Annotated in this window: 13 protein-coding genes and 1 pseudogene; 6 read left to right on the top strand and 8 right to left on the bottom strand. The window is 64.7% G+C overall.

What is annotated here, in order from left to right; all coding sequences use genetic code 11:
* Window positions 1-350: pseudogene (locus HBH26_RS19840) on the bottom strand (phosphoribosylanthranilate isomerase); the annotation flags it as partial.
* 221 nt (window positions 351-571) lie between these two features.
* Window positions 572-2,134, bottom strand: coding sequence for a DUF4403 family protein (locus tag HBH26_RS19835; protein WP_231923442.1), 1,563 nt, complete (start codon window positions 2,132-2,134; stop codon window positions 572-574).
* On the opposite strand from HBH26_RS19835, the gene HBH26_RS21110 reads away from it, so the two are divergent.
* Window positions 2,124-2,255, top strand: coding sequence for a hypothetical protein (locus HBH26_RS21110; RefSeq protein WP_275402992.1), 132 nt, complete (start codon window positions 2,124-2,126; stop codon window positions 2,253-2,255). The genes HBH26_RS19835 and HBH26_RS21110 overlap by 11 nt on opposite strands.
* 21 nt (window positions 2,256-2,276) lie before the next feature.
* Window positions 2,277-2,846 carry a DUF4142 domain-containing protein gene (locus tag HBH26_RS19830; RefSeq protein ID WP_066516399.1) on the top strand — a complete coding sequence of 190 codons (570 nt, stop codon included), beginning with the start codon at window positions 2,277-2,279 and terminating at the stop codon, window positions 2,844-2,846.
* 66 nt (window positions 2,847-2,912) lie between these two features.
* Here the strand turns inward: HBH26_RS19830 and HBH26_RS19825 are convergent, their stop codons facing one another.
* From HBH26_RS19825 to HBH26_RS21340, 6 genes are all read right to left on the bottom strand, one after another.
* A complete protein-coding gene (locus HBH26_RS19825; RefSeq protein ID WP_096362248.1) occupies window positions 2,913-3,344 on the bottom strand; it encodes a MarR family winged helix-turn-helix transcriptional regulator in 432 nt (143 codons plus the stop codon).
* Between the two features lie 100 nt (window positions 3,345-3,444).
* Window positions 3,445-4,872, bottom strand: coding sequence for an efflux transporter outer membrane subunit (locus HBH26_RS19820; RefSeq protein ID WP_083949046.1), 1,428 nt, complete (start codon window positions 4,870-4,872; stop codon window positions 3,445-3,447).
* Complete coding sequence (locus tag HBH26_RS19815; protein ID WP_114688868.1) at window positions 4,872-6,398, bottom strand: DHA2 family efflux MFS transporter permease subunit; 1,527 nt, start codon at window positions 6,396-6,398, stop codon at window positions 4,872-4,874. Before HBH26_RS19815 ends, HBH26_RS19820 begins: the two co-directional genes overlap by 1 nt.
* Window positions 6,398-7,636, bottom strand: coding sequence for an HlyD family secretion protein (locus HBH26_RS19810; RefSeq protein WP_168136313.1), 1,239 nt, complete (start codon window positions 7,634-7,636; stop codon window positions 6,398-6,400). The genes HBH26_RS19815 and HBH26_RS19810 overlap by 1 nt, the downstream gene beginning before the upstream one ends.
* Before the next feature lie 33 nt (window positions 7,637-7,669).
* Window positions 7,670-7,996: a PaaI family thioesterase gene (locus HBH26_RS21345; protein WP_202096533.1), complete on the bottom strand. Its 327-nt coding sequence runs from the start codon at window positions 7,994-7,996 to the stop codon at window positions 7,670-7,672.
* A 74-nt stretch (window positions 7,997-8,070) separates the two neighbouring features.
* Window positions 8,071-8,334 (bottom strand): PaaI family thioesterase, encoded by a 264-nt coding sequence (locus tag HBH26_RS21340; RefSeq protein ID WP_420825004.1) that lies wholly within the window; start codon window positions 8,332-8,334, stop codon window positions 8,071-8,073.
* A 268-nt stretch (window positions 8,335-8,602) separates the two neighbouring features.
* On the opposite strand from HBH26_RS21340, the gene HBH26_RS19795 reads away from it, so the two are divergent.
* The 4 genes from HBH26_RS19795 (at window position 8,603) to HBH26_RS19780 (ending at window position 12,815) form a co-directional block, all read left to right on the top strand.
* Window positions 8,603-9,547 (top strand): MlaD family protein, encoded by a 945-nt coding sequence (locus HBH26_RS19795; protein WP_114688872.1) that lies wholly within the window; start codon window positions 8,603-8,605, stop codon window positions 9,545-9,547.
* A 125-nt stretch (window positions 9,548-9,672) separates the two neighbouring features.
* A complete protein-coding gene (locus HBH26_RS19790; RefSeq protein WP_225883562.1) occupies window positions 9,673-10,347 on the top strand; it encodes a TetR/AcrR family transcriptional regulator in 675 nt (224 codons plus the stop codon).
* On the top strand, window positions 10,335-11,960 hold the full coding sequence (locus HBH26_RS19785) for an ABC1 kinase family protein (RefSeq protein ID WP_239024950.1): 1,626 nt from the start codon (window positions 10,335-10,337) through the stop codon (window positions 11,958-11,960). Before HBH26_RS19790 ends, HBH26_RS19785 begins: the two co-directional genes overlap by 13 nt.
* A gap of 177 nt (window positions 11,961-12,137) precedes the next feature.
* Window positions 12,138-12,815: a sigma-70 family RNA polymerase sigma factor gene (locus HBH26_RS19780; RefSeq protein ID WP_225883563.1), complete on the top strand. Its 678-nt coding sequence runs from the start codon at window positions 12,138-12,140 to the stop codon at window positions 12,813-12,815.
* Window positions 12,816-13,359 lie beyond the last annotated feature (544 nt).

Genomic DNA, 13,359 nt, shown 5'->3' with positions numbered 1-13,359 from the left:
TCGGTCGCACGGACGAAAGCGGCGCTGACCGCCCAGTCATGCGCGCGGCCGGTTCCGCCCAGCTCAGCGACCGGGGCGTTGGGCCTGCCGGAGTCGAGCAGGAAGGCATGAACGCAAGGCTCATAGGCCGGGATCAGCTGTAGCGCTTCCGGCCCTTCGACGTGGATGACCTGTATCCGGCGGACGTGCGGCTCCAGCGCTGCCAGCTTGCCCGACTCCGCGGGATCGATGTGCGACACGATCTGGACCGCCGACGGAGCGGTCGCGCGGACATGGGCGGAGATGGCGTCGGCGGTCGTCTCGGATGTCAGCAGGAAGGTGGCCACCGGCGGTGGCACGAGCGCCGTCACCTCTGCGATCGCCCTGTCGGAGATCGGACCGGGACCAGAGGGCATGCGTGCTACCAGCCCCAGCGCATCCGCCCCCGCGGCGATCGCGATCCGCGCTTCATCCGGCGAGGCGATGCAGCAAATCTTTATACGAGTTCTCATGGGATGGAGACATGCCGCCAGGCCGATGCAAGGGCAATGCGCCGGTCCGTGCCGGTTGCCGTCGTGAGGTCGGGCGTCCTCTATCGTGGAGCAAGGCGGATCGTGGCCGTGCCGCGCCCCCATACGGGAAGGTACACGCCTTGCCCCGCCGCCTTCAGCTGGCCCGTGCGCACGTCCGTGATGTGGGCGCGCACGATCAGGTCGCCGATCCGCTTCTCGTCGATCGCACGGGTGATCTTGGCGAGCAGCTCGTCGAAATCCTTTTCGAAGTTCTGCGTCAGCGCGGCGGACACGGTGCTGGAGATGCCGGGGGCGTTGACGAGCTTCAGAAGCAGGCTTGTTCGGACCGAGTCGGTCACACCTGCGACGGTGAGATCGTCAAACGCGACACGGCGATCATTGACGGCGTTGCGCGGCGTGGCGGTAAGCCAGATCGTGCCCCGCGAAGGCTCCCCGCCTTCGGCTGCCGCACTGAAGCGGAGCCCGACCGCGATCTTGCCGCCCGTCGTGCCGTAGATGGTCACCTGGTAAAACTGCGCGCGCACCGCACCGACACCGGGCACCTCGAAGGGGCGGCGGGAACGCTTCACCAATGCCTTTGCGAGCACCGGCTCCAGCTGACGATAGTCGGCGATGACGGGTATGGCGAACAGGATGCGGCCGGGTCCAGGCTGCATGCGCGTCATGGCGGGGAGCGGCTGGCGCTGCGGATCAGGCGGCCGATCGCCGACAAAGGTCTCCGTCCCCGCCGTCAGCCCCAGCGCCAGGTTCACCCGATTGCGCGAAATAGTGTAGCCTCCGTAGCTCAACTGTCGGGGAGTGATCCGCATCCACACCGGCGGGTTCGCCCGGTTCAGCTGGACGGAGGTGAACGCCGCGCCCCACACCTGCGCGATCTGCTCGCGCAGCTGCAATCTGCCGAGCTCCTGCGGCAGAGTGTGCTCCAGGCGCGCGACGACGCCGGCGAGCTTGGCGTCGGCCTTGCTGGTGAACTCGATACGCTGGCCCAGGAAGTCGACGTGCGGCTCGTCGGTCCAGTCGTAGGCGATCGATACCGTTGCGCGCGGCGACCAGTCGCCGGCGATGTCGAGCCTGGCTACTGCCCGAACGCGGGCGTCCGCCTCGGCTGTTTCCCGGCTGAGCACGCCTCCCACGTCCCGGGCGCTGATCGCGGCGTGAAGCGGCATGGTGACGGTGATCGTTTTGCCCGAGCCCTCCAGCACCAACGGCCCTCGGACTACGGTGCCCGTGATGCGGCACCGGATCGCGGGCGTCTTAATTCTCGCAAAGAGGATCTTGACCTTCTTCGGCGGGACGCAGGTCTGCTCCGGCTTGTCGATTGACCAAAGGCGACGCGGAACCGCCTTTTCGAGAGTTGCCGCCAGCTTGCCCAGGTCCGCGACGATCGGCACGTCGATGGTGGAGGTCTGCGGCGGTACGCTGATCGTGTCCTTCGCTCGCGGAGGCGCCTCGCGAGGAGTTCGGTCGCAGCCAGTGAGGATGGCAACGCAGAGCAGAGCGAACACGATCGAGGCGCGGGAGACGTCGCTTTTGCGCAAGGAAAACCTCGCAATTCGGTCTGCCGCTTCAGATTTCGACTTAACCGGCATTGGAACGGCTTCAAGAGCCGCCATGTTCATCATCGCCGCGTACCTCCAGACGTCCGAGCGGCCACCTCTCCAGCAGAGCGCCGAGGTGCGTCGCAAGAAAGGGAACCGTTCCGTTTCCTTATCGCTCGACCCGTTGATTTCGGTCAATGCCTGACAACACCAACGGAGAACCTCGATGAAGATTGCGATTGTCGCTGCGCTGCTCACCCTGGCGCCGGTACCAGTGCTGGCGCAGGCCGTTTCGCCCGCCACTTCGGGAACAATGACCAGCGCTGACGTCGGCGTCTCGCCGATCGCGAGCCAGAGCGGACCCAATTACGTGCTCGCTGCGGCCGATGCGAACCTTTACCAGATCAAGGCCGCGCAGCTTGCCGCGACGCGCGCGCAGAGAGACGACGTCAAGGCCTATGCAAAGCGCGTGCTGGCGGAAACGCAGAGCAGCCACAAGGCGCTGCTGGCGGCGCTGAAGAATGATCAGCGCACGATCAAGGCGCCGTCCTCGAGCCTGTCCGCCGACCGCGCTGCCCTCCTCAAGCTGCTCCAGAAGGCGCCCAAGAGCGCCTTTGACAATCTGTATCTGACGCAGTCCGCGCAGGTTCAGCAGGCCGCCTGGGCCGTGCACAAGGGTTACGCGCAGGACGGGACCGACCCGGCGCTGCAGCAGGTCGCCGGCACCGCGGTCCCGGTGCTGGAAAACGAGCTCACCACCGGCAAGTCGCTTACTCCCTCCGGGCTTGCAGGATAGGTGATACCCACCGGGCCAGGTCGATGAAGCCCCCTTTAGACCTGGTCCGGTACCTGTTTATGGCGATTATTGACGGGAGTGCAGCCTGCGGAACTGGTCCCGTGCTTCACCGCGCATGAGATGCTGCATTACGATCCAGTAGCCCGTGACGGCTGTCTCTCCTGCCGCCTGATACGCGTTCGCCATGTTACGCCTGAGCTCCTCGAACAGCGCGTGCTCGAGCGCACGTCCCTCGTCGGTGAGCGACAGCAGCTTCTGCCGTCGATCGCGCTCCCCGACACGTCCGCAGACTAGCCCGCGGTCTATCAAATCCCGCATTACCCTGCCGAGCGATTGCTTTGTGACGCAGAGAACGTCCAGTAGTTCGCTGACTGAGATTTCCGGGTACCTGCCGAGGAAGTACAGGGCGCGGTGATGCGCCCGTCCGAGGGTACGCGTTGCCAGCTCGGCGTCGGCATGCGCCAGATGGGATCTGTGGGCAAAGAACATCAGATCCATTCCTCCCCTGATCGCGTCATCACGCAGATACTGGGCAGGAGGCGGCAGAAGCGGAGCCGTCACGCGGTCGGTGCCCTCCCCTCGCATCGCTGCAAGACTGTCACTGCTGGCTCCATCCAAGTCCCATCGCCTTTTGGAGGGCGATAAAGGCACGATCAAGTTCGCCGGTCGCTTCCAGCACTGACTGGTCGGCAGCCAGCGCCGCGCGTTCGGCATCGATGGACGTGGTCAGCGGTATCGCTCCCTGTGCATATCGCTGCCCGGCATAGGTCGCTGACTGTCTGGCACCGTTACGGCTCGCGACAGACGAAAACAGGTTACGGCGCTGATTGCCGAAGCGGGTCAGGCTGGTTTCAGCATCAGACAGCGCGCCGAGAACCGCCTTGCGGTATTGTGCTTCCGCCTCGTCTCGGTCAGCCCGCGCCTGCTCGACCCGGGCACGATTACGGCCGAAGTCGAGAAAGCTCCAGCTGATCCGCGGCAGGAGCAGGCCCGCGACGCTGTCAGGATCAACCACATCGGCGATATTGGGACCACCGAGCCCGATGATCCCCATAATGCTGACCGATGGGAACTGCCGGGCGACGTTGACCCCGATCTGCGCGTTCGATGCCGCCAGCTGCCGCTCGGCTGCGCGAATGTCAGGCCGGCGTCGCAGCATCGCGGCCGGGTCGCCGATCGCGACAGTTCCTGGGATCATCGGGATCGGGGCAGGAGTGGACAGCAAGGCATCGTGTGTTCCGGGCTCGTCGCCGGTGAGCAGGGCAAGCTGGTCGAGCGTGGTCGCGATCTGTCCCTCGAGCGGCAACAGCCCGGCCTCCGTGCGGGTCAGCTCGGTCTTCAGCCGAACCACCTCGTCGCGCGACGATGCACCGCGTTGTTCGCGCTGTTGAAGCAGGGCGAGTGATCGCTGTTGAAGCTGCGCGGAGCGGCGAGCCAGGATCAGGCGCTGCTGAAGTTCGCGCAGAGTCACATAATTCTGGGCAACCTCCGCCGACAGACGAACCTGCGCATCAGCTTTATTGGCTTCGGCCGCCTGAGCCTGGGCCTCGGCACCTTCGGCAGCGCGGCGTCGCGCGCCGAACAGATCGATCTCCCACGATGCGTCCAGGCCGGCATTATAGAACTCGGCCCTGATACGATCGGATTGCTCGCCTTGCGTCGGCAGCGCGAGCGAGCCTGCGGGAAGATCGGCGACGATCGCAGTGCCTGACGCCGACACGGTGGGAAGCTGGTTCGCGCGCTGTTCGCGCAAGCTGGCGCGCGCCTTGCGGATGCGCGCCTCGGCGATCGCCACGTCCGGATTGGAGGCAAGCGCGCGGTTGACCAGGGTCGTGAGCTGCGGGTCGCCCATGCCTTCCCACCAGCGTGCGATAGGGAGCTGCGGTGACGTGACTGCCTGATCTGCGCGGCGAAATGTCGATCCGGAGCGCTCCCCACTCGCGACGCCCGGCGGCCCTCCATAGTTGGGCCCGACGACGCATCCGGTCAGGAGGGCGGGCAGAATGGCCCAGCTGAGTCGCTTCATCAGTGCATCGCCATCTGCGTGTCGGAGGAGATCGGGCGGAGGAACAGTGCCAGCGGCGTCGTGACCGCGATCGCAACGCCGAGCGCGAAGAACAGGTCATTATAGGCCATAACGGTGGACTGCTCCAGGAGTTGACCCGCAAGCTGCCGATAGGCGCCGGCTTCGCCGGACGGCATGGCCATAGCCTTCGCGAACCATTCCTGCGTGGTCGCTGCATTGGCCGACACCGTTTCGCCCAGCCGATTGAAGTGGAGAAAGGTCTGCCGGTCCTGGAGGGTCGCCATCATGGCAAGGCCGATCGATCCGCCGAGATTGCGCCCCGCATTGAACAGCGCGGACGCATCACCAGCATCCTCGGGTGCTACAGCGCTGATCGCTGCCTGGTTGAGGAACATCATGGCGAAGATCTGCCCGAAGCCCCGGACGAGCTGTGAACCCGTCAGGTCGCCCCCAGCCGACTGCGCGGTGAGGTGCCAGTCCATGGCGCAGCTGACGCCGATCAGCGTCATGCCGACGAAAACCGCCAGGCGAACGTCAAGATATTTGAACGCTAGCGGCAGGAACGGCATCAGCATCAGGGCGGGGATACCGGAGACGAAGACCACCTTGCCCGATTGCAGCGCGCTATAATCCGCCATCGACGAGAGGAACTGGGGGATGAGAAAGGTCACGCCGTAGAGCACGACGCCGATGATGAGGCTGAGGACGAATACGCTACCGAAGGAGCGGCTGAAGATCAGCGACAACTTGAGCACGGGATGCGCGGAGCGGACCTGTCCGATCGTGATGAGCGCGAAGCCGAAGACCGTGGCGATCGCGAGTTTCACGATCATGGCGGACTCGAACCACATCTCGCGCTGCCCCTCCTCGAGCATGACGGTGAGCGCACCCAGGCCGATCGCGAGTCCCGCGATCCCGAACCAGTCGGCATGGCGTAGCTGGTCGAGCCGCAGATGCTCGTGCTTGAGCCCGAACAGCAGGAGGAGGACAAGCCCTGCACAGACCGGCACATTTAGAAAGAAGGCGTAATGCCAGCTGTAATTGTCGGTGAGCCAACCGCCGATGATCGGCCCGAGCACCGGACCAAGGATTGCGGTGCCGCCGAACGCGGCGGTGCCGATCGGCTGCTGCGACGGCGGCAGCCGTGTCGCGATGATGGTCATGGCGGTCGGGATCAGTGCACCGCCGGTGAAGCCTTGGCCCACGCGGCCAGCGATCATCATCGGCAGCGTCGTCGAGATCCCGCACACGATGGAAAAGCCAGTGAAGCTGACCGCTGCCCCCAGAAGGAAGTTGCGCAGGCCGAACAGGCGCACGAGAAAGGGGCTGAGCGGTATCATGACGATCTCTGCCACGAGATAGGAGGTCGCGACCCAGGTGCCCTCGGTGCCGCTCGCGCCGATCTCGCCCTGAATGGTGGGCAAGGCCGCATTGACGATCGAGATGTCGAGCAGCGCCATGAACGACCCGATCGTGCCCGCCGCAACGGCGAGCCAGTCGCGCAGGCCGGCGCGTTCGGACGCCATCAGCGCGAGCCCTGCGTCTCGTCGCGCTTCAGCCGCTCGGTTTCCTGCTCGATCCGGTCACGACTTCCCTTTGCGCTGATCGTGTCGACCGTGACCTCGACCGACAGGCCGGGACGCAGCACCCGGCGCGCCTCCGGCCCGGCTTCAATGCTGATCCGCACGGGCACTCGCTGAACGATCTTGGTAAAGTTCCCGGTCGCATTCTCGGGCGGGATGAGCGAGAACTGCGCGCCCGTGCCTGGCGAGAAGCTCGCAACCCGGCCGCGCAGTTCGGCGCCGTCCAGTGCATCCACCTTGATGGTCACGGGTTGCCCGACGCGCATCAGTGCGACCTGGGTCTCCTTGAAATTGGCTTCGATGTAGAGTTGATCGACTGGCACCACCGACATCAGCCGGGTCGCCGGCTGGACATATTGCCCGGCCCGGACCGCCTTGTCGGCGACAATGCCGTCGATGCTGCTGCGGATCTCGACCGCACCGAGGTCCGTCGAGGCGCGCGCAAGCTGCGCCTGCGCGGTGCCACGCTGCGCCTCCGCCTGGCCGATGCGAGCCGCTTGCGTCGCGACACTACGACGGGCGGCGAGGTAGGCGGCTCGCTGCGCGCGCAGCTCTGCGGCGGTTCGATCACGCTGAAGGACAAGGTTTGCCAGACGCTCACGCGATTCCGCTCCTGTCCGAGTAAGGGGTTCGTAGCGTCTTACCTCGTTCTCTGCCGCTGCGGCGGCAGCCTCGGCGCTCGCAACCTGGGCGGCGGCCTGAGCGACAGTGGCCTGTTGTTCGTCAAGCGTCCGGCGCGCAGTCGTAATGTTGGCGCCGGCGGCGGCGATCTGAGCTTGCGCCTGTTCGACATTGGCGCGGTAGTCACGAGGATCGAGGACGGCAAGCAGCTGGCCGCGGCCGACAGGCTGGTTGTCGGCGACGAGCACTCGCTCGACATAGCCGCCCACCTTCGGTGAAACGGTCACGAAGTCCGCGCGCACATAGGCGTTGTTGGTCGACTGCAGGTATTGGCCGCTCGCGCGGTAGTTCAGGTACCAGACGACCGCCGCGAGGATGCCCGCAACGAGCGCGGCGATGAGGACGTAGCGGATGATCGGAAAGCGCTCGAGAAGCGAGGGCTTCTTTTCGCCATTCTTCTCCTCGGAACCGTCCTCTGACCCGGCTTTTTGCTGGGAATTTGCGTCCGAGTGGTCATGCTGCGCGTCGCCGCCTCGATCTTCAGCCTGCTCGTCAGCCACCCAGCAACCCTATCGTATGTAAACTAAGCCGTATCATAGTGTGTGTCGGTCGGCATTGCCACCCACTCTGATGGGCTCGTGCACAGCAAACTCAAGCTGCGCGAAGCATACAGCCGCGGGATCTCCGCGGCGGAATGCTTCGGCGTGAACGACTGCGATCCGACGCCCGACACGCCTGACCTTAGGCGTCGTGACAAGGGCATCGGGCCGAGCAGAGGCAAGGAACTGGAGGTTCACGCTGATGAGCTTCGGGACGTGCCCATGCGGAAGTTGGCGTGCAAGGGCACGCTTCGCTGCCACTTCGAGAAAGGATGCCACAGCTCCGCCATGCAAGGCGGGAAGGAGGGGGTTGCCGATCATGTATTCCACTGGCGTCAAAACAAAGGCGTCACCGCTCTCCGAAATCGTGGAGCCTAGCAGCTGCGCGAAGCCGCTCATGACCCGACAGCCCGATTGATCGAAAAGACGCCTTGGGCAGTCGCGATCAGGTGAGAAGGATCGGTATCCCAGACTTCGGTCCGTACGAACGCACGGTGCTCGGTGGCGTCGTAACAATGCGCCCACGCTGTCGCGGAGCATCTCGCCTCGGGGGACCGCACATGGTCCACCTTCAGGTTGAGAGTCGAGATTGCCAATCGCCTTCCCAGTCGGGACATTACAGCAACGCCGCAGGCCTGATCGATAAGGCTCGTCAACACGCCCGTTGCTAAAGTCTCGTCGTCGTCCGCCAGCTCCTCACGCCAACCGACACGTAGCGAGCTGAGGCCATCGCCGATCGAAACCAGCTCCAGGCCAAGCCTGTTGCCCCACGGTATGTCGCCTGGTTGCAGGCTCCAGTCTCCAGCCACGATTCCATCCTCGTCCTGATCAGGCCTTGCCAGCTTAAAAGGCCGCCTTTGCTCCAGCCACCTGGGAAACGGTACGGTTTACATATATGGTCCTGCTTCTTAATGGTTATGGTCTCGCATGGAAACGCGGTCGAACAAATTCCTGGTGCTCGTAGTGACCGGCTTTCTGCTTGGCACGCTCCTGATCTTCACCCTGTGGCTGTTTGATGCACGCGATGGAGACGGCAATCCCTATATGATCCGCTTCACCGGGAGCGTTGCCGGCCTGGAGAAGGGGTCGCCGGTGACCTTCTCGGGCGTACCGGCCGGTCATGTCACATCGATACGGTTCGATAAGGATGACCCGTCAGCGGTTCTCGTCACCGTCAGCCTTGACCCGCGGATCCCCATCGTCGCAGGCGTAAAAGCGTCGATCGCAAGATCGGCACTGGCCGGCACCGCGAACATCAGCCTCGACGGCGCTACATCTGGTGCGCCCCCGATCGTTGCGGCGAGCGACACCGAGCTTCCCGTCATTCCCGCCAAGGAAGGCGGGCTCCTTGGCGGCGGAGGGGACCCCGTCGCACTGGTCGAAAAGATCAGCCGCACCGTGGATTCTGTTTCTCGCAACCTCGACGCCGCTCAGCAGCAGCGGGCCAGCGATCGACTGGCGGCGCTTGCGGAAAGTTCCGCCGGTTGGGCAGACAAAGCCGGAGCAGCGTCCGATGCTCTCACCGGTGCGCGCGGCCGCGTGATTGCCGTGGGCGACGCCTTGCAGCGATCCCGCGACAGCGCCCAACAGCTGAGAGCGGCAGTGGACGAACGCAGCGCGACCGTTCTCGCGAGAGCGAACCGCACGTTGGTGAACGCTCGAGACGGAGCCGAGCGATTTGTGGCGCGCGTTGAGGCGGTTCGACCCGCGATCCGCGGCACGACTGCCAAACAGGCTCAACTGCGTGAGACCATTCGTTCAGCAAGGAACAAGGTCGGTGCTGTCAGGGATACGGCCGTTCGCATCGATCAGGAGGGACTGGGCGTGGGTGCTGCGTCTCTTCCCGTCTACAAGCCAACGTCACAGGATTGAGCGACGGCGATACAAAAGCACAGCCTTGGGCTGAGATCGAGCTGGCAGGCGAGCAAGCGACCCTCTCGGCGTGATTTCTCGTCAACCTGTCCGGATCAGGCTACCGTCGATCCAGGAGAACGAGATTGAGCGACAACGAAAAGAAAGGTCGGCCCAGGAAGATGGGCAGACCCACGACCGAGGATGCGCTTCGCCTGACCTCGCATATCCTCAAGAGCGCCCGCGAGATGTTCTTCGCACACGGGTTTGACGGCGCCAGTGCCGACATGATCGCCGAACAGGCGCGTATCTCCAAGCGAACCCTGTACGCGCGCTTCGGCAGCAAGGCCCGCGTGTTCGAGGCGGTGATCCTCGACGAGATCGATACGCAGCTGCGCGCGCTCGAACCTTCCGGCAGCGACGAACCCGACATCCGATCGCGGCTTCGCGTAATCGCCGATCGTCTGCTTGAGTGGCTGCTGACGCCGCGGATCACCTCCATGGAACGCGTCGTCATCGCGCAGGCCGTGCGCTTTCCAGCGCTTGCGGCAAACATCCACGACTTCGGCTACCAGCGGGCCGTGCAGTGGGTGGCCTCGATCCTCGCCCATGCCGATGCAAAGGGTGAGCTATCGCTGGCAGACCCGGTGTTTGCCGCCGAGCAGTTCGTCACCCTCGTAGTGGTCGCACCCATGCGCCGCGCAGCGCTCGGGCTGTCTCCTCCCGCGTACGACGATGCCGCACGTGATCGTATCTCTCGCGGTATCGACCTGTTCCTCGATGGCTGCCGTCCGCGCGAGGCGGATGGTTGCAGCGCCTGATGCCCACCACCGACGACGAACCTCAGATCGGTGAGCGCGCGCGCCTGGCCGAGCTCCTCCAGATCATGGGGCGCCATGGCTTCAACGGGCTCGCCTCGCGCCTGGGCCTGCTGCCCGGTCGTTCGGAGCAGCCGGTGGACGTCGGTACCCCCGAGCGGGTCGTCGCGCTGCTGCGAGACCTTGGACCCGTCGCGGTCAAGCTGGGGCAGGTGCTCGCGACCCGTGAAGACCTGCTCGGGCCGGAATGGGTGCGCGCGTTGTCGACGCTGCAGGACCGGGTGACCCCGCTGCCGTTCGAGGCGCTGGAGCCGACGATCCTGACCGCGCTTGGCTCCCCGATCGCGGACGTGTTCGCGAGCTTCGACCGCGAACCGATCGCCGCGGCCTCGATCGCGCAGGTTCATGGCGCCATCCTGCGCGACGGAACCGAGGTCGTGGTAAAGGTACGCCGACCGGGGATCGCGGAACGCGTCGATGCCGACCTGAGGCTGCTTCGCCGCATTGCGCGGCTCGCCGCGAGACACTCACCGGAGATCCGTCGCCTCAAGCCTGACGAACTGCTCCGGTTCTTCGCTGAGAGCCTGTCGCAGGAAATGGACCTCAGCGCCGAAGCGGCAGCCTGCGAGAGCATCGGCGTGTTCCTGCAGCCGCTCGGCGTTCGCACGCCCGGCTTCTACTGGGATCAGGTTGGTCGCCGGATCAACGTGCAGGAACGGCTCGACGGCGTGCCGGTCCGCGCGATCCTCGACCGAGCGGGTGAGGACGGGGCGGGTCAGGGCGCTGCCGACGTCGCCGGCAGATATGCCGATGCGGTGCTGCGGATGATCATCTTCAACGGCCGGTTCCACGCGGACCCCCATCCCGGCAACGTGTTTGTTCTGGCCGACGGGTCGTTGGCGTTCATCGACTTCGGGGCGGTCGGCGTGCTCAGTCCCGCCCGGCGGAACGAGGTTGTCACGCTCGTCCTTGCCATCGCGGGTGAGGACACACGATCGGTGACGGACGTACTGTTGCAATGGTCGGGCGAGACCGACGTCGATCGCCCGGCACTGACCCGCGACCTCGACGCGCTGATCGACCAGTTCCGCGGGGCGGTACTCCAGCAGATCGAGCTCGCCGACATCTTCGGCCGCGTGTTCGCGCTGCTGCGCACCTACCGCCTGGCGCTGCCACCCGACCTCGCCCTGCTGCTGCGCACCCTGCTGATCGCCGAAGGATTCGTGCGACGGCTTGATCCCGGCTTTGACATTGCCGCGCGCGCGGCACCGATCGCGCGCGAACTGCTGCGGGAGCGGATCGGCCCAGCCGGCCTAAAGCGTGGCGGACGCCGGCTGGCGACGAGCCTGGGCCGTCTGGCCGCCGCCTCGCCCGAGCTGGTGGCCTTCGCCGAGCGGGTTGCGCGGTCGGGTGCGCTGCCGATCGAATTGCAGGGAGGCGCGGTTTTCCCAACTCCGGCATCGCCCCGGCGCGCCGATCCCAACATTCTGTCCACCGGACTGCTTGTCGCGGGCGCGATCCTTCAGCGCGACCATGATGTTGTCGGCGCGATGTTGATGGCGTCTGCGGTGCTGCCTGCAGGCTGGGCTTGGTTTTCGAGCAGGCAGAGGCGCTGACTTCCTGCTGCCCGACCTTCCCACACCCGACTCTCCACCCTTACCCTTTCGCGCGCTTGTTCGGGTATCCGGCTCCTCGCTGAGAAGTGGAACAACCCACGAGAGGGGGCGTTTCCGAACAGGTAAACCAGGCGGTGTATAAACCGCACCCTGGTTCGATCGAGCGAGGGCTTTTGCGTGTCGGAACAACCGGATCACGAAGCGCATGTACCGGCTGAGGAGTTGTCTGACTTCGGTGCTGCACTGAGCGACTTGATGCCCAGGCTGGCGAGCTATGCGCGATCGCTAACAAGAAATCCCGATGCTGCACAGGATCTCGTTCAGGATACCGTGCTGAAAGCCTGGCGCAGCCGTGCGTCCTTCGAGGCCGGCACGAATTTGAAAGCTTGGACCTTCCGTATCCTTCGCAACTCCTTTTTGTCGCAGGTTCGTCGTAAAGGTGCGGGACAGGCAGGCGAGACCGCCGAACTCATTGATGTTCCGGTGGCGTCAAATCAAGAATCGGTCGTGACATTGGGCGATGTTCGCCGCCTGTGGCCGCGCCTGACACCCGAGCAGCAGCGGTGCATCCAATTTGTCGGGATCGAGGGTTTGAGCTACGAAGAGACAGCCACGATCGAACAGGTTCCTGTCGGTACGATCAAGAGCCGCGTGGTGAGAGGGCGGCAGATGCTGCGCGCACTCCTGGATCAAGCGAACGTCGTGCCAGCCAAGGGGACAGCATCCCGGATCCTGTCGGTCGATTCGTCCCCTCGGTATGAGCCGTCGCGCGTTGATGATGAACACTCAAAGCAGATCGAACTGCTGCGAAGGTGGCGCGCGGAGCGTGCGGCCGCTCGCTGCGCCGTCGGATGACTTTCTTAGGATCCACCAGATCCCGTTTGTGTCCCTTCCGTTTCAGACCCGCGATGAGCCCCCGTGGCGCCACGAGTTAATGATGGCGCGATGGAGTCGTCTCGCGAGTTTGCCCGTTAATCGCTGCCAAACAGGCGATTTTCCCTGGATCATGTATTTTCGTTAGCATTCACCTCTGATCGTTGCGCCCTGGTTACAAGCGAGCAGGTGCTACGGGAACAGATCGTCCACGTTTCGGTTCGACGGTCGATCCTGCAGCGACCGTCGAATCTCGCTCGCGATCGTTACCGCGGAGTTATGCCTCGTACCTCGACGAGCTTGATGCCCACAGAAACCTCTTCGCGGTCGAGCTCAACGCCATCACTGTCCGGGAGCAGCAGCTGAACGCGCTGGTTTGTCAATCGGCGTCCAAAAAGGGTAAGCGTGGCGTGAGGACCGCAGTTTATGCGGCTTGGGCTGTTGGCTGATCTGTCTGGGGCACCCAGTTCCACGGCATCAGCTCGTCCCAGCGGGTGGCGGGCCAGTCGCCGGCGACCCTGGCGAT

It is taken from the genome of Sphingomonas corticis (assembly GCF_012035195.1).
Taxonomy (GTDB): Bacteria; Pseudomonadota; Alphaproteobacteria; order Sphingomonadales; family Sphingomonadaceae; genus Sphingomonas; species Sphingomonas corticis.
The sequence above is the reverse complement of the archived record's forward strand: the minus strand, read 5'-3'. Positions and strand labels throughout refer to the sequence as shown.

Excerpts from the sequence above, each read along its gene's own strand:
- HBH26_RS19795 (WP_114688872.1), top strand. The coding sequence starts at position 8,603 with ATGGAAACGCGGTCGAACAAATTCCTGGTGCTCGTAGTGACCGGCTTT.
- HBH26_RS19830 (WP_066516399.1), top strand. The coding sequence starts at position 2,277 with ATGAAGATTGCGATTGTCGCTGCGCTGCTCACCCTGGCGCCGGTACCA.
- HBH26_RS19815 (WP_114688868.1), bottom strand. The coding sequence starts at position 6,398 with ATGGCGTCCGAACGCGCCGGCCTGCGCGACTGGCTCGCCGTTGCGGCG.
- HBH26_RS19820 (WP_083949046.1), bottom strand. The coding sequence starts at position 4,872 with ATGAAGCGACTCAGCTGGGCCATTCTGCCCGCCCTCCTGACCGGATGC.
- HBH26_RS21345 (WP_202096533.1), bottom strand. The coding sequence starts at position 7,996 with ATGATCGGCAACCCCCTCCTTCCCGCCTTGCATGGCGGAGCTGTGGCA.
- HBH26_RS21110 (WP_275402992.1), top strand. The coding sequence starts at position 2,124 with ATGTTCATCATCGCCGCGTACCTCCAGACGTCCGAGCGGCCACCTCTC.
- HBH26_RS19825 (WP_096362248.1), bottom strand. The coding sequence starts at position 3,344 with ATGGATCTGATGTTCTTTGCCCACAGATCCCATCTGGCGCATGCCGAC.
- HBH26_RS19835 (WP_231923442.1), bottom strand. The coding sequence starts at position 2,134 with ATGATGAACATGGCGGCTCTTGAAGCCGTTCCAATGCCGGTTAAGTCG.